Genomic DNA, 14047 nt, shown 5'->3' with positions numbered 1-14047 from the left:
TTGTCGAACAGCCGAGCCCGGAACGGGACGGTCCGCGCCCGGGAGTGGTGGCGGTGGCCGCCGGGAGTGGTGGCGGTGGCCGCCGGGAGTGGTGGCGGCGGCCGCCGGGAGTGGTGGCGGCGGCCGCCGGGAATGGCGGTGGCCGCCGGGAATGGCGGTGGCCGCCGGGAATGGCGGTGGCCGCCGGGAATGGCGGTGGCCGCCGGGAATGGCGGGTCGTACGGCCGGGCATACGGGACCAATGGCCCGCGACCCGCTCCCCCTCGCCTCCGCCGCCGAGCGGCCACGGCCGGCCGTCCGCGCGTCGGGCTGGCCGCGGTGACCGTGCTCGGGGCCTGGATGGGGCTGCTGGTCGTCGGGAGCGTCCACGCCTCGGTGGGCCCGATGGACACCCGGATGGCGCTCAGGCCGTCCCTCACCGGCGGCACCAAGATCAACGTGTCGCCGCTCGGCGCCCTCGAACTCCGCAGCCACCACGCCCCGCTCCGCCTCGACGTCGACGTGGACCGGCTCGACCCCATCCGGTCCGCGGCGCTGGTCGACCACCCCGAGCGGCTGTCCGGGCTGCAGGAGGAGGTGGCGGGCGACGTCGTCCGCGGCACCCGGGACCTGGCGGTGCGCTCCTGCGCGGCCGTCGTCTTCGGCGCCACCGCGCTGGGCCTGGCCGTCTACCGCCGCCCGCGCCGGGCGCTGGCCGCGGGCGGCCTCGCGCTCGGGCTGCTGGCCGCCTCCGGCGGCGCCGCGTACGCGACGTGGAACCCGAAGTCGGTGCTGGAGCCGCGCTATTCGGGGCTGCTGTCCAGCGCGCCCTCGGTGGTCGGCAACGCGCGCAGCATCGTCACCGACTTCGACGTGTACCAGCGGGAGCTGGCCCGGCTGGTGACCAATGTCACGCGGCTGTACGAGGCGACGTCGACCCTGCCCGCCTACCGGCCCGACCCGACGACGATGCGCGTCCTGCACGTATCGGACATCCACCTCAACCCGGCCGCCTGGCACATCGTCCAGTCGCTGGTCGAGCAGTACAAGATCGACGTGATCGTCGACACGGGCGACACGATGGACCACGGCACCGCCGCCGAGAACGGCTTCCTCGAGCCGGTCTCCGACCTGGGCGCCCCCTATGTATGGGTACGCGGCAATCACGACTCGGCGACGACGCAGCGCCATCTGTCCGGCCGCAAGGGCGTCCACGTCGTCGACGAGGGGCGGACGGTGACCGTCGCGGGCCTGCGGATCGCGGGCGTCGGCGATCCGCAGTTCACCCCGGACCGCTCCGCCGCCGTGGCCGGGGACGCCGCCGAGCACCGGGCGGGCCGGGCGCTGGCCGACGCGATCCGGGCCCGGAAGGCGGCGGGCGCGCCGGTGGACATCGCCGTCGCGCACAATCCGCTCGCCGCCAAGGAGACCGACGGCACGGTCCCGCTCGCCCTCGCCGGTCATGTCCACCACCGCCGGACGCAGGTGCTGCCCGGCGGCACCCGGCTGATGACGGAGGGCTCGACGGGCGGCAGCGGGCTGCGCGCGGTGGACGACGCCGAGCCCGACACGGTGCAGGCGTCGGTCCTCTACCTGGACCGGGACACCCATCGACTACAGGCCTGGGACGAGATAGATCTGGGCGGGCTCGGGCTGGCCAAGGCCGAGGTCAGCCGCCATCTGCCCGCCGAGAACCGGCCCGGCGCGACCCCGGCGACGACCGCTCCGTAAGCGGTTCGTAAGCGGTTCGTAAACCGTTTTGGCGAACCTCACCGGCATCCCATATGCTTCTCGCGTCCCCGAAAGCGCCGGAAGGCGCCCAGGTGGGCCATCGGCCCTCATCGTCTAGTGGCCCAGGACGCCGCCCTTTCAAGGCGGTAGCACGGGTTCGAATCCCGTTGGGGGCACCCACATCGTTTTGGTGCGAAGGCCGCGTCTCGCTCGTCGAGACGCGGCCTTCGTGCTGTCCCCAGGGATGCGTACGGCGCTCAGCGCGGCAGGGTGAAGCCGACGCCGAACCGCGTCCGAGTGGCCCGCAGCTCGTACGGGGCCAGGACGCCCGGGCCGCACGACGCGGTGCCGATGCCGTGGTGGGCCGCGTCCAGGCCGAGGTGGAGCACCTCGCCCGGGATCAGGTCGGCCGGGTGCCGGGCGGCCTCCAGCTGCCCGGTGGTCCAGCGGCGCGCGGTGAGCGCGAAGGCGGGGCGGCCCTCGATACGCAGCCCGCCGCCGTCCGGGCCGCGCAGCTCGGCCCAGCGGACGTCGCCGCGGCTGCCGTTCTCCTGCGGGAAGACCTACGGCGTCTGGAACGCGTCCACGGTCGTCGCCCAGCGGCCGACGCGCGCCGCGCGCCGGGTGTCGGGGTACGACTCGCCGGGGCCGCCGCCGTACCACTCGATCCAGTCCAGCGGCGCCCGTACGCCCATGGTCAGCCCGAGGCGTGGCAGCGGGCAGGGCCACTCGCCGTCCGGGGCGATGTCGACGGCGAGGTCGATGCAGGGCCAGTGGGAGGGGACAGGCAGCGGCTCCCAGGCGTTGCTCTCTGTCCGCCTCCTACCGCTTCGGCGGCCTCCGCGTGGGCCACGGTGAGGAAGAGCCGGAAGTCCCACGTGCCCGTTGATCATTGTCCGGAACCCTCTCGGCAAAATTCGAGAGATGCCCTGTTCAGGCGGGGATATGAAGCAACGATTCTGACTTAGCAAACAACGCGACACACAACGAAGCGAGTATTGACAGCCACCTCGGGGCGCACTAATGTCCCGCCATCTGATTCGCAAACATAACCAGTGTTCATCTATATGAACGCTCTCGCTGCTCGTGCCTATCCCGAGCCTGATTATCTCCAGCGGTCGCTGATCCGCGGGATGACGGCCGATGCGCTGAAGAGCTGACGGATGCCGTAGAGGCAGCGCCGACCTTTCACCATCTGTCACCTGTCATCCGTCATCCGTCGAACGCTCTGTCCCCACTGATGAGGTCCCGTATGAGACTCACCGGAGTGCTCTTCTTCCCCGTCACGCCCTTCGCCGCGGACGGCACCGTCGACGAGAAGGCCCTCGCCACCCATATCGAGCAGGGCGTCGCCGCCGGTCCCGGCGGGGTGTTCATCGCCTGCGGCACCGGTGAGTTCCACAGCCTGGAGCCCGGCGAGTACGAACGCGTCGTCCGCATCGCCGTCGAGGTCACCGGCGGCCGCGCCCCCGTCTACGCGGGCGCGGGCGGCCCGGTCCCGCTGGCCGCCCAGTTCGCGCGCGCCGCCGAGCGCGCGGGCGCGGACGGGCTGCTCCTGCTCCCCCCGTACCTGGTCACCTTCCCGCCCGAGGGTCTGGTCCGGTACGTCGAACAGGTCACCGCCGCCACCCGGCTGCCCCTGATCGTCTACCAGCGCGGCAACGCCGTCTTCACCCCCGAGACCGCCGCCCGCATCGCCTCCATCCCCGGCGTGACCGGCTTCAAGGACGGCACCGGCGACCTCGACCTGATGCAGCGCATCGTGCTCACCGTGCGCTCCACGGTCGGCGAGGACTTCCAGTTCTTCAACGGCATGCCCACCGCCGAGATGACCGTGCCCGCCTACCGGGCCGTCGGCGTGGACCTCTACTCCTCCGCGGTGTTCTGTTTCGCCCCCGAGGCCTCCCTCGCCTTCCACCGGGCGGTCGGCTCCGGCGACACCGCGACCGCGGAACGGCTGCTGTCCGAGTTCTTCCAGCCCCTGGTCGCCCTGCGGGACAAGGTCCCCGGCTACGCCATCTCTTTGATCAAGGCGGCGGTGCGGCTGCGTGGGCTGGACGTCGGCGGGGTACGACCGCCGCTGGTGGACCCGAGCGAGGAACACCTCGCCGAACTCAAAAAGATCATCGACGCCGGACTCGGACAGGTTTGACCACACATATGCGCATCAAGGACCTGGTGATCACTCCGATCGCCTTCCGCGACCCGCCCCTGCTCAACGCGGACGGCGTCCACGAGCCATGGGCGCTGCGCAGCATCGTGCAACTGGTGACGGAGGACGGGGTGACGGGCCTCGGCGAGACGTTCGGCGACACCCTCCACCTGGACCGGCTCGCGGCGCTGCGCCCCCACCTCGCGGGCCTGAGCGTGTACGCGCTGGGCGAGCTGTACGAGCAGGCGGCGACCCTCTTCGACCACGCGGGCGGCAAGATCTCCTCCTTCGACCTCGGCCGGGTGCACGCGGCCGTCGAGGTCGCCTGCCTGGACGTCCAGGGCAAGCTGGCGGGCCGCCCGGTGAGCGATCTGCTCGGCGGTGCGGTCCGGGAGTCGGTCCCGTACAGCGCGTACCTCTTCTACAAGTGGGCCGGGCACCCGGGCGCGGACGAGGACGAGTGGGGCGCGGCGCTCGACCCCGAGGGCGTCGCGGCGCAGGCCCGCCGCATGATCGACCAGTACGGCTTCGGCTCGATCAAGCTCAAGGGCGGCGTCTTCCCGCCCGACCAGGAGATCGCCGCGATCCACGCCCTCCGCGAGGCGTTCCCCGATCATCCGCTGCGGCTCGACCCGAACACCGCCTGGACGCACGAGACCTCGCTGGAGGTCGCCCGGGCCCTGGACGGCGTCCTCGAATACCTGGAGGACCCCACCGGCGGCATCCCGGGCATGGCGCGGGTCGCCGCCGAGTCCCCGCTCCCGCTGGCCACCAACATGTGCGTGGTCGCCTTCGACCACATCCCGCCGGCCGTCGCGCAGGGCGCGGTGCAGGTCGTCCTCGGCGACCACCACTACTGGGGCGGGCTCACCCGCACCCGCCACCTGGGCACGATCTGCGACACCTTCGGCCTCGGCATGTCCATGCACTCCAACTCCCACCTGGGCATCAGCCTCGCCGCCATGACCCACCTCGCCGCCGCGACCCCCAACCTGACGTACGCGTGCGACACCCACTACCCCTGGAGCGCCCAGGACGACGTGGTGCGGCCGGGCGCGCTGACCTTCGTGGACGGCGCGATCCCGGTCCCCACCGGCCCGGGCCTCGGCGTCGAGCTGGACGAGGACGTGCTCGCCCGGCTGCACGAGAACTACCTGACCTGCGGGCTGCGCAAGCGCGACGACACGGGATACATGCGGCGCGTGAACCCCGACTTCCAGGCGGGCCTGCCGCGGTGGTGACGGCGACGGCGTATCTGTACCCCTGGGACGTGGTCGGCGACCCGGCCGCCCCCGAGCGGATCGCGGCCCTGGGCGTGGACGCGGTGGCCCTGGCCGCCGCGTACCACTCCGTACGGGCCGCCACCCCCTTCCACCCCGCGCACCGCGTGGTCGAGGCGCACCACGCCGCGCTGTACCTCCCCGTCAGGGGCGAGGCGTGGGCCGGGTCCCGCCTGGCCCCGGCCACCCCGCCCTGGATGCCGACCCCCGACTCCTTCCGGGAGGCCCGCGACGCGCTGCGCGCCGTGGGCCTCCCGGTCCACGCCTGGACGGTCCTCACCCACAACACCCGCCTCGGCCGCGCCCACCCCGACCTCGCCGTACGCAACGCCTTCGGCGACCCGTACCCGTACGCCCTGTGCCCCTCGTCCGCCGAGGTCAGGGCGTACTGCACCACGCTGGTGCGGGAGGTCCTGACCGTGGGCGAACCGGACGGCCTGGTCCTGGAGGCGTGCGGCCCGCTGGGCCTGGGGCACGGCGGCCACCACGAGAAGACCGAGGGCGCGGACTGGGACGCTTCCGTGGACCGCCTCCTGTCGTGGTGCTTCTGCGGGTCCTGCCTGGCCCGCTACGAGGCGGCCGGCCTCGACCCCCGCCACCTGCGCCACCAGGTCATGGATGCCGTAGACGGGAGTGCCCCGCTCTCCCCCGCCCTGCTGTCGACCCTGCGGGAGATCCGCACCACCCTCACCGCTGACCTGCGCCGCGAGGTGCTGGCGGCCGCCTCCGGCCCCCTCCCCTTGACCCTGCACGCGAGCGCGGACCCCTGGGCCACGGGCCCCTTCGCGACGATCGCCGACGCCCCCGCCCTGCCCGTGACCACCCTGGTCGCCTCCGCCTGGACCAGCGCCGGCCAGGGCGCCGCCAACCTCACCGCCCTGCGCCCCCTGGCCGCCCCGGACACCCGCCTCGCCGCCTACGTCCCGGCCCTCCCACCCCGCCCGGCGGACCCGTCGGCACTGGCCGCCGAATGGACCACCTGCCTGGCCGCGGGCGCGGACGAGCTGCACCTCTACCACGCGGGCCTCGCCTCCCCAGCCCGCCTGAGCGCCATCCGCACCGCCATCCGCACCGCCCTCCGCGCGGTCCTCGGCACGGCCCCCGGCACGGCCCTCGGCGCGGTCAGGACAGGGCCTGAGGTCTGATACGCTGATCCAGCGACATCGACGCGGGGGAAAGCAAAAATCTCCGCCGAGAAGATCGCAGGCAGTACGACCCCCTCAGCGGAAACCCGTTAGGCCCGTACGCCGCCCTGTGCGAGACTCGTTCTCGTACACACGCAAGGTCCTGTGGAGCAGTTTGGAGTGCTCGCCACCCTGTCAAGGTGGAGGCCGCGGGTTCAAATCCCGTCAGGACCGCTGCGGCTGGGTAGCTCAGTTGGTACGAGCGTCCGCCTGAAAAGCGGAAGGTCGCCGGTTCGACCCCGGCCCCAGCCACCGCCGAAAGCCCCCTCCCGGTTCGCCCGGAGGGGGCTTCTTCGTGGCCGGTGACGCCTACGGCTGACGCTGGTCATTCATGGCGGCACGTCCGGTCCAGGGATCGCGTTGTTGCGCGAAGCTGGGCGCGTGCTGCGGGCAGGCGTAGATCGGTGGGCCACCGACGCTGCCTCCATGCTCCATCGCCACGAGGATCGGTTCGTCGGTCGGTAGCTGGCAGCGGTAGCAGAGTTGGCGACCGCCTGGGACGGGGCCCAGGACGTCGCGGACCGCCTGTGCCAACGCATCGTGCAGCCGTACGGCATCGGTCAGGCGCCGATCCTGGGTGAGGGGCACCCGCCAGTAGGTACTGTGTCCGGTGATCCAGTGCGCGGGCGGCACGCCCAGCAGGGTGGTTTCGTCGGCCAGCGCGGTGAGGACCCGTACTTGGCGCAGGTGCCAGCTCCTCGCGCTGCCCGTCTCGATCAGCCAGTACAAGGTGCCGTACCCGTCGTCCTGAATGACGGCACCGGAAGCCTCGCCGAGCACCTCCAGGGCCCGGTTGCCCACGGCGGCGGTCGCACGCACGGCGTCCCACCAGCGGCCTACCGGTAACGCCTCAACATCGGCATCGTTCGGCGGGGTCCACGACAAGGCTCTGGTCGTCACGCGGTCTCTCCTGCGGTCTGCGCGGAGCGGCGCTGACCACTGCCCTTGCGGGCATGAGGCCAGCGGCGCCATCGTGCGGCTCACGCTAGGTATGCGCGCGACCACAACCCAGTGACGCGGTGCACCAGACATTGGGGCAATAGGGATCGGCTAGGACGTCACGTCCCAGTCAGAGCGCGGGCTCGACTCCGAGCCGGGCGGCCAGTCCGCGGAGCCGGGTGTTGCGCCGTTTCTCCTCCTCGCGCATCTCCAGGACAGTGGCCCTCGCGAGGGTCTGGTACCGGATCCACTCGGGCTGATCGGCTTCCACCTCCAGCAGCGTCTCCAGCGCGCCCTCGTTGTCACCGGTCTGGTACTGCGCCTGGGCCACGTCCAGCCGGTGAGCCGCCAGATGCACAGGGCGCTTGATCAACTCGTGCCGCACATCCTGCGATGCCTCCAGCGCCCTCGCCGGGTCCGGGTCGGTCCCCGCCATGGCGACGTTGACGATCTGCGTCTTCACGTCGACCTGAGAGAACGCCGTCCCGTACGCACGCACCGGGCCGGACCGTACGGCCGCAGCCTCGGCGAGGTTGAGGAACTGATCGGCGTCATCCTTGCGATCCCGGCGCGCGGCGGGCGTGGCAGCGGCCACGAGCAGATTTCCGTACACCGCGTACTGGGCGTTCGTCCCGCCCCGCATCGACGGCTCCAGGGTGTCCGCCTTCCGCTCGGCGACCGCCTGGGCATCCTCCCAGCGGCCCTGTCGCAGCAGCACCCACGAGAGCGTGGACACACCCATGCCCTCCATCAGCGGATCGGACGCCCGCTGCGCCGCGTGCAGTTGCTTCGCCACAGCTTCGAAAGCCCAGTCGGGGTGACCGGCCTGCGCGGCAAGGCTGGCCGCGAGCTGGTAGGCGAGCGCGAGTTGCTTCCAGACCTGTTCCACGAGTGAACCAGCCGTCTCCCGGGCGACCGCGCGCCCATCGCGCAGGACGAGCGGCAACGAGCCGGCGAGCTTGCTGTAACCGCCCTTCCAGTAGAGCGACGTGGCCGCGCGGACCTGGTCCATCCACACCTCGGCTGAGGGGGGATCCTCATCGAGGCCGTCAGTAGGAACACCGGGCAGCACGCTGATGTCCTGGATGGCGTCGCGAAGGGCGAGCAGGCCGCCGTCGTCGGAGAGTTCCGTGGTCACGGTGGGCTGCCCCAGGAGTCGGTCCAGCTCCGTGTCGAGCGCCCTCGCCAAGGCCCGGAGGGTGGACAGGCGCGCCGACTGCCGGATGTTCTGCTCCAGCTTGCGGATGGTGTCGACGTGTACTCCCGACCGCTCTGCCAGCCCTTCTTGGGTGACATCGCGGTACCGACGGAGCTCACCGAGGCGATCGCCCATGGTCTTGTCACTCATGGTGCACACCCCCACCAGACGGCCTTTCAGCTACGGTACGCCCGGCGAGCGGCGTCGTGAGGTGCCACACACGAAAGTGCATCCTCCGGGACCAGGAGCGAGGCAAGCGGTGTCAACCATCGACAGGTGGTTCGCTCACGCTCGCCGCGCAGGCCAGCTGATCGAGTTGACGCGGAAAAGCGCCTGCTCCTCGAGGCCTGGCCGTTCTAAGCTCGGCCGATGGCCTTGGAATGGAGAAATGTCATCGTTCACTCGGCAGATCCGGCGGCCCTGGGGCAGTGGTGGGCCGAGGCTCTTGGCTGGGTTGTCGTCCACACCTCTGATGTGGAGTTCGCCATCCGCCCGGAGCCGGATCGCTCGCCGGGGGTGGAGTTCGTACTGCTTGATGAGAGCAAGAAGGCCAAGAGCCGGCTGCATCTCGACTTCGTGCCTGATGACCAGGATGCCGAGGTGGCTCGCCTTGAGGCTCTTGGCGCGAAGCGTGTCGACATTGGTCAGGGTGACCAGCCGTGGGTGGTCATGGCAGACCCCGAGGGCAATGAGTTCTGTGTCCTTGGCCAGCGGAGTCAGTGACAGCGGCACAGGCACAGGCCCAGAGGCCCCGATGGAATCGTCCGTCGGGGCCTTTGTCCGTGCGGATGCGCGGCCATGGATCCCGTCGGAGCCGTGCCGGTCAGACGTCGGCGCAGATGGCGAAGACGCTGATGCCCACGTTGTCGGTGTCGGTCTGCCGGCCCCGTCCGATCCAGCCGGTTCCGTCGTCGGTGGGGAAGCTGCCGACGAGGATGGCGGTGTTGCCGCGGGCCTCGGCGCCGCCGCCGAGGACCTTCTTGCCGTCGGGGCAGTACACCGTGCGCCGCTCGAATTTCGGGACGTTCTCGTTGGGCAGTGAGACCAACTCGTATCCCGGCGCTCCCTCGCCGCCGTGGCCACCGGCCTCCTGGCCTCCGCCGCCGTGCGCCGCCCACGCGACGCCTGGCGTCAGGGCCATGGCCAATGCACCGGCGGCGATGACGAGCCTTCCACGCATGTGTCTTCCTTTCGTCGCGGGGCCCTCGACGGGACCGACACCGTGGAAAGGGTGACCAGGCGCGGCGGAAAATACGGCGTGAAGGTATGAAAATGCTACGAACGAGGGAAGGGTGGGGAGTGTACGGGTGCACCGCGGAACCGGATGCCCCCGGGTGCGGCATCTGGGGATGGCGATCCTGGTGCTGCTGCACGCGACGATCACCGCCGTGGAACCGACCCAGCGGCCCGCGTTGATGGCAGCTTGGGGCAGCGAAGCAGCCGAACGAGGCCAGAGGTGTCGAGCAGGTACATCACCGGGTGCGCTTCTCCGCTTGGTGAAGCTGTTCGGCGTCCTCGACGGCGCCCCAGTTCTGCGCACGTTCGAAGTGCCGACTGATGCGCGCTGCCCGTTCCTGCTGCTCGGCGTAGAAGTGAAGCGCGAGATTGACCGCTTCCTTCTTGGTCCTGACCTTGGACAGTGCCATTACCCGTTCCAGTGCGTCATCGTCGATGTCGATCTGGGTCACGGACATGCCGCCCCTCCCACGCGATGTTGGTTACGTACGTAGGAGCATGCGCCGCCGACAAGCACGCACGCATGGGGCACCCGAGACTCACGCGTACGCTCCGGCCCGCGCCGCCGCCGCGGCGGCCTCGGCGGCGCGGTCGGCGGCCGCTTCGTCCAGCGGGAGGCCGCTGGTGAGGAGGCGGTGGTAGAGGGGGGCGGAGACGGCCCGGATGACCTCGTGGGTGTCGGTGCCCTCGGGGGCTTCCCCCCGGTCGATGGCCTGCTGGACACAGGGCGCCCACTCCTCGACCCGGATCTCGTAGAAGCGGTGCAGTGCCTCGGCCGTCTTCGGGTCGCAGGTGGCGGCCGCGATCACCGCCTTGAACAGCGCTCCCTGCCGCGGGTCGGTCAAGGTCCGCCGCACGAGCCGGGCGTTGGCCGTCAGGTCGCCGAGCAGCGAGCCGGTCTCGGTGCGCGGGAGCGACTGCTCGGCCATGTCCGTCAGCAGGTCGGCCACCAGCGCGGTCACGGTGCGCCAGCGGCGGTAGACGGTCGTCTTGCCCACCTCGGCGCGGCGCGCGATGTCCGCGAGGTCGAGGTGGGCGAAGCCCTGCTCGGCCAGGGTGTCCCCGGCCGCCCGCAGGACCGCCGCCCTGACCCTGGCCGTGCGGCCTCCGGGGCGGACCGTCCCCGGATCCGCGTCGGCATCTCGACCATCCGCCATAACGGGACTCCCGTTCCATTAGTCGCTCGGCTCTGCTAGCTTTCAGATTAACGGAACCACAGAACCATTAGAGGGGCTGGTCATGGAATACAGACGGCTGGGCGCATCCGGACTCCAGGTCCCCGTCCTGAGCTTCGGGGCCGGCACCTTCGGTGGCCGGGGGCCGCTGTTCGGTGCCTGGGGCACCACCGACGCGCACGAGGCACGCCGGCTCGTGGACATCTGCCTCGACGCGGGGCTCACGATGTTCGACACCGCCGACGTCTACTCCGACGGCGCGTCCGAGGAGGTGCTGGGCGCGGCGGTCAAGGGCCGCCGGGATCAGGTGATCATCTCCACCAAGACCGGCCTGCCGACGGGCGACGGCCCGGGGGACGCCGGTACGTCCCGATCGCGTCTGATCACCGCGTGCGAGAACGCCCTGCGCCGGCTCGGCACCGACTACATCGACCTGTTCCAGCTGCACGCCTTCGACGCCGGTACGCCCATCGAGGAAGTCCTGTCCACGCTCGACGATCTCGTCCGGGCAGGAAAGATCCGCTACACCGGGATCTCCAACTTCTCCGGCTGGCAGGCGATGAAGTCCCTCGCCCTCGCCGAGGAGCGCGGCCATCAGCGCTATGTGGCGCACCAGGTCTACTACTCCCTCATCGGACGCGACTACGAATGGGAGCTGATGCCCCTCGGGCTCGACCAGGGGCTGGGGGCGCTCGTCTGGAGCCCGCTGGGCTGGGGGCGGCTCACCGGAAAGGTGCGGCGCGGCGCGCCGCTGCCGGCGCACAGCCGACTGCATCAGACGGCCGACTACGGTCCGCCCGTCGACGACGACCACCTCTACGGCATCGTCGACGCCCTCGACGAGATCGCCGAGGAGACCGGCAAGGCCGTACCGCAGATCGCCCTCAACTGGCTGCTGCGGCGGCCGACCGTCTCCTCCGTCATCATCGGCGCCCGCGACGAGGCACAACTCCGCCAGAACCTCGGCGCCATCGGCTGGGAGCTCACGCCCGGCCAGGTGGCGAAGCTCGACGCGGCGAGCGGCAGGACGGCCCCCTACCCGTACTTCCCCTACCAGCGGCAGGAAGGATTCGCCCGGCTCAACCCGCCACTGTGGTGATCGCCCTGGTAAGGGGTGGGGACAGGGGTACGGGCGGGACGGGTGGGTACGGGCCGCACAGGAGTCCGGGGCTGGAAATGGTCGGTCCCGGCGTCCCCTCAACGCTCCGGGAGAGACATGCCAGCACGGCCGTTGACCTTCGTCGTCGGAACCGGGCGGTGCGGTTCCACCGCCCTGTCGGAGGTGCTGCGTCTGCACCCCCACATCCTCAGCCTGAGTGAGCTGATGGCCTCGCTGGAGCCGAGCGCGCTGCCCGAGGGTGCGCTGTCCGGGGAGGAGTTCTGGGAGATCCTGGCGACCCCGCCCGCGTTCGCCAATCGGCTCATCCGGGAGGGCTTCGGGCTGCCGGAGCACACGTATCCCGGCTCGGGAGGCCGGTTCTCGGCGGCCGGGGGCGGGATTCCGGCGGTGGCGATGACGACGCTGCCGCATCTGAGCGACGACCCGGACGCGCTGTTCGACGCGCTGCGGCCCGTGGTGTGCGGGCGGCCCCGGGGGCCGGTCGGGGAGCATCACCGGGCGCTGTTCGACGCGCTGGCCGAGCGGTTCGGCAGCCGGGCGGTGGTGGAGCGGTCCGGCTACTCGCTGCGGCTGGTGCCCCGGCTGCGGGAGGTGTTCCCCGAGGCGCGGTTCGTCCATCTGTACCGGGACGGGGCCGACTGCGCGCTGTCGATGAGCCGCCACCCCGGCTTCCGGATGATCCAGCTGACGCGGGAGGGCGGCGACGTCCCCGGCGAGCTGGCCGCGCTGATGGGCGACGAAAGCGCCGAGGTGGGGCCCCTGTTGACGCGGCCCGTGCCGCTGGCCGCCTTCGGGCGGCTGTGGTCGGACACGGTGATCGAGGGGCTGGGGTACCTCGACGCGCTGCCCGGGGGGCTGGTGCTGCCGCTGGCGTACGAGGCGCTGCTCGACGCACCCGACGCCGAACTCATCCGCCTGGCGGAGCACCTCGGCGTCGAGCCGCTGGACGGATGGCTGGCCGGGGCGCGGGTGCTGCTGGACGGCGGGCGGCGGGGCAGCGCCGAGCGGCTGCCGCCGGAGGAGCTGGCCGCGCTGCGGGAGAGCGTCGCGGCGGGGACGCGGGCGCTGGGGGTGTAGGAGGCGCCGCCCTCGCCGTACGGCCGGTGTCGGCCGCGTCGTACGGCCCCGGCGCCGCACGCCGTACGGCCCCGGGGCGGCCCGGGGCCGTACGGCGGCGGCGTCAGTAGCCCGCCTTGGCGTTGACGCGGCGCGGGTAGTAGCGCTCGTCGCCGCGCCGCTCGTAGTTCTTCCAGCGCGGGGCGTCGCCGGTCGGGTGGTCGCCGAGGATGGTGACCCGCTGGCCCTTGCGGTAGGCGGAGTAGTCGTTGATGGCCAGGTGCTGGGTCGCCCTGTTGTCCCACATGGCCACCGCGCCCGGCTGCCAGCGGTAGCGGCAGTTGAAGGCGGGCTGCTCGGAGTGCTCGAAGAGGAACTGCAGGACCGTGTCGCTCTCGTGCCTGCTGAGCTGCGGGATGTGCGAGGACCACATGCGGGTGACGTACAGCGAGCGGCGCCCGGTCTCCGGGTGGACCCGCACCACCGGGTGCTCGGCCTTCATCTCGCCGACCTCGGGCGCCTTGAGGACGTGCACGGCGGTCAGCCCGTCGAGCATCTCGCGGTACGGCTCGGACAGCGTCTCGTACGCCAGGTACTGGTTGCTCCACATCGTGTCGCCGCCGGACTCCGGGCAGGTGACCAGGTGCAGGATGGAGGCAACCGGCGGGTTGGGGCTGAAGGTGACGTCGATGTGCCACTCATCGGCCTTGCCGCCCTTGTCGGACTCGATCAGCGCCAGCTCCGGATAACCCTCGACCTTCGGCAGGAACGGGTGGACCTCCACCTCGCCGAAGCGCTTGCCGAGGGCGATGTGGGCCTCCGGGGTGAGGTGGGACTGGTCCGGGAAGAAGATCACCAGGTAGCGCAGCAGCAGTTCGCGGATCCGCTCGAAGTCGGCGTCATTGATGGCCGTCAGGTCCATCCCGAAGATCTCCGCGCCGAGGGCGCCGGACACCGGGCGTACGACTGCTTCCTGTTTCTGCATGAACACTGGCCT

The 14047-nt window shown here is 71.3% G+C and carries 12 protein-coding genes, 3 tRNA genes and 2 pseudogenes; 10 read left to right on the top strand and 7 right to left on the bottom strand.

From position 1 onward, the window contains the following. Positions 1 to 241: 241 nt before the first annotated feature. Together ABZ562_RS26070 and ABZ562_RS26065 are read left to right on the top strand one after the other, a co-directional pair. Positions 242 to 1710, top strand: a pseudogene (locus ABZ562_RS26070) (metallophosphoesterase). 103 nt (positions 1711 to 1813) lie between these two features. Next, positions 1814 to 1886, top strand: a tRNA-Glu gene (locus tag ABZ562_RS26065). An 81-nt stretch (positions 1887 to 1967) separates the two neighbouring features. Here ABZ562_RS26065 and ABZ562_RS26060 read toward each other — a convergent pair. Next, positions 1968 to 2474, bottom strand: a pseudogene (locus ABZ562_RS26060) (beta-galactosidase); the annotation flags it as partial. A gap of 488 nt (positions 2475 to 2962) precedes the next feature. On the opposite strand from ABZ562_RS26060, the gene ABZ562_RS26055 reads away from it, so the two are divergent. From ABZ562_RS26055 to ABZ562_RS26035, 5 genes are all read left to right on the top strand, one after another. Then, complete coding sequence (locus tag ABZ562_RS26055) at positions 2963 to 3862, top strand: 5-dehydro-4-deoxyglucarate dehydratase (protein WP_361484066.1); 900 nt, start codon at positions 2963 to 2965, stop codon at positions 3860 to 3862. Between the two features lie 8 nt (positions 3863 to 3870). Further along, positions 3871 to 5103 (top strand): glucarate dehydratase family protein, encoded by a 1233-nt coding sequence (locus tag ABZ562_RS26050; RefSeq protein WP_361484064.1) that lies wholly within the window; start codon positions 3871 to 3873, stop codon positions 5101 to 5103. Next, positions 5097 to 6287, top strand: coding sequence for a hypothetical protein (locus ABZ562_RS26045; protein ID WP_361484062.1), 1191 nt, complete (start codon positions 5097 to 5099; stop codon positions 6285 to 6287). Before ABZ562_RS26050 ends, ABZ562_RS26045 begins: the two co-directional genes overlap by 7 nt. A gap of 138 nt (positions 6288 to 6425) precedes the next feature. Next, positions 6426 to 6500: transfer RNA gene (locus ABZ562_RS26040), tRNA-Asp, on the top strand. 4 nt (positions 6501 to 6504) lie between these two features. Beyond that, positions 6505 to 6578, top strand: a tRNA-Phe gene (locus ABZ562_RS26035). Positions 6579 to 6635: 57 nt separating this feature from the next. On the opposite strand, the gene ABZ562_RS26030 is transcribed toward ABZ562_RS26035, so the two are convergent. Both ABZ562_RS26030 and ABZ562_RS26025 read right to left on the bottom strand, forming a co-directional pair. After that, complete coding sequence (locus tag ABZ562_RS26030) at positions 6636 to 7226, bottom strand: hypothetical protein (RefSeq protein WP_361484060.1); 591 nt, start codon at positions 7224 to 7226, stop codon at positions 6636 to 6638. Between the two features lie 169 nt (positions 7227 to 7395). Then, positions 7396 to 8613, bottom strand: a complete 1218-nt coding sequence (locus ABZ562_RS26025; RefSeq protein ID WP_361484058.1) for a helix-turn-helix transcriptional regulator — start codon at positions 8611 to 8613, stop codon at positions 7396 to 7398. A 219-nt stretch (positions 8614 to 8832) separates the two neighbouring features. On the opposite strand from ABZ562_RS26025, the gene ABZ562_RS26020 reads away from it, so the two are divergent. Beyond that, the gene (locus tag ABZ562_RS26020; RefSeq protein WP_361484056.1) at positions 8833 to 9186 is read left to right on the top strand and encodes a VOC family protein; all 354 of its coding nucleotides are present in this window, start codon (positions 8833 to 8835) and stop codon (positions 9184 to 9186) included. 100 nt (positions 9187 to 9286) lie between these two features. On the opposite strand, the gene ABZ562_RS26015 is transcribed toward ABZ562_RS26020, so the two are convergent. The 3 genes from ABZ562_RS26015 to ABZ562_RS26005 all read right to left on the bottom strand — a co-directional run bounded on the left by ABZ562_RS26015 (position 9287) and on the right by ABZ562_RS26005 (position 10856). Next, positions 9287 to 9643: a hypothetical protein gene (locus tag ABZ562_RS26015; RefSeq protein WP_361484054.1), complete on the bottom strand. Its 357-nt coding sequence runs from the start codon at positions 9641 to 9643 to the stop codon at positions 9287 to 9289. 292 nt (positions 9644 to 9935) lie between these two features. After that, a complete protein-coding gene (locus ABZ562_RS26010; RefSeq protein ID WP_361484052.1) occupies positions 9936 to 10157 on the bottom strand; it encodes a type II toxin-antitoxin system VapB family antitoxin in 222 nt (73 codons plus the stop codon). Between the two features lie 81 nt (positions 10158 to 10238). Continuing rightward, positions 10239 to 10856: a TetR/AcrR family transcriptional regulator gene (locus tag ABZ562_RS26005; RefSeq protein ID WP_361484050.1), complete on the bottom strand. Its 618-nt coding sequence runs from the start codon at positions 10854 to 10856 to the stop codon at positions 10239 to 10241. A gap of 82 nt (positions 10857 to 10938) precedes the next feature. Here ABZ562_RS26005 and ABZ562_RS26000 point away from each other — a divergent pair, with 82 nt between their 5' ends. Both ABZ562_RS26000 and ABZ562_RS25995 read left to right on the top strand, forming a co-directional pair. Next, a complete protein-coding gene (locus tag ABZ562_RS26000) occupies positions 10939 to 11973 on the top strand; it encodes an aldo/keto reductase (RefSeq protein WP_361484048.1) in 1035 nt (344 codons plus the stop codon). Positions 11974 to 12090: 117 nt separating this feature from the next. After that, positions 12091 to 13071, top strand: a complete 981-nt coding sequence (locus ABZ562_RS25995; protein ID WP_361484046.1) for a sulfotransferase — start codon at positions 12091 to 12093, stop codon at positions 13069 to 13071. Positions 13072 to 13174: 103 nt separating this feature from the next. Here the strand turns inward: ABZ562_RS25995 and ABZ562_RS25990 are convergent, their stop codons facing one another. After that, entirely contained in the window at positions 13175 to 14035 is an 861-nt protein-coding gene (locus ABZ562_RS25990; RefSeq protein WP_361484044.1) for a TauD/TfdA family dioxygenase, read from the bottom strand. Between the last annotated feature and the right edge of the window lie 12 nt (positions 14036 to 14047).

Source organism: Streptomyces sp. NPDC019937 (assembly GCF_040631655.1).
Classification (GTDB): domain Bacteria; phylum Actinomycetota; class Actinomycetes; order Streptomycetales; family Streptomycetaceae; genus Streptomyces.
This window is presented reverse-complemented; position numbering and strand designations above follow the sequence as displayed.

Coding starts and splice junctions, on each gene's coding strand:
- ABZ562_RS26055 (WP_361484066.1), top strand. CDS start 2,963: ATGAGACTCACCGGAGTGCTCTTCTTCCCCGTCACGCCCTTCGCCGCG.
- ABZ562_RS26050 (WP_361484064.1), top strand. CDS start 3,871: ATGCGCATCAAGGACCTGGTGATCACTCCGATCGCCTTCCGCGACCCG.
- ABZ562_RS26025 (WP_361484058.1), bottom strand. CDS start 8,613: ATGAGTGACAAGACCATGGGCGATCGCCTCGGTGAGCTCCGTCGGTAC.
- ABZ562_RS26020 (WP_361484056.1), top strand. CDS start 8,833: ATGGCCTTGGAATGGAGAAATGTCATCGTTCACTCGGCAGATCCGGCG.
- ABZ562_RS26015 (WP_361484054.1), bottom strand. CDS start 9,643: ATGCGTGGAAGGCTCGTCATCGCCGCCGGTGCATTGGCCATGGCCCTG.
- ABZ562_RS26010 (WP_361484052.1), bottom strand. CDS start 10,157: ATGTCCGTGACCCAGATCGACATCGACGATGACGCACTGGAACGGGTA.
- ABZ562_RS26005 (WP_361484050.1), bottom strand. CDS start 10,856: ATGGCGGATGGTCGAGATGCCGACGCGGATCCGGGGACGGTCCGCCCC.
- ABZ562_RS26000 (WP_361484048.1), top strand. CDS start 10,939: ATGGAATACAGACGGCTGGGCGCATCCGGACTCCAGGTCCCCGTCCTG.
- ABZ562_RS25995 (WP_361484046.1), top strand. CDS start 12,091: ATGCCAGCACGGCCGTTGACCTTCGTCGTCGGAACCGGGCGGTGCGGT.
- ABZ562_RS25990 (WP_361484044.1), bottom strand. CDS start 14,035: ATGCAGAAACAGGAAGCAGTCGTACGCCCGGTGTCCGGCGCCCTCGGC.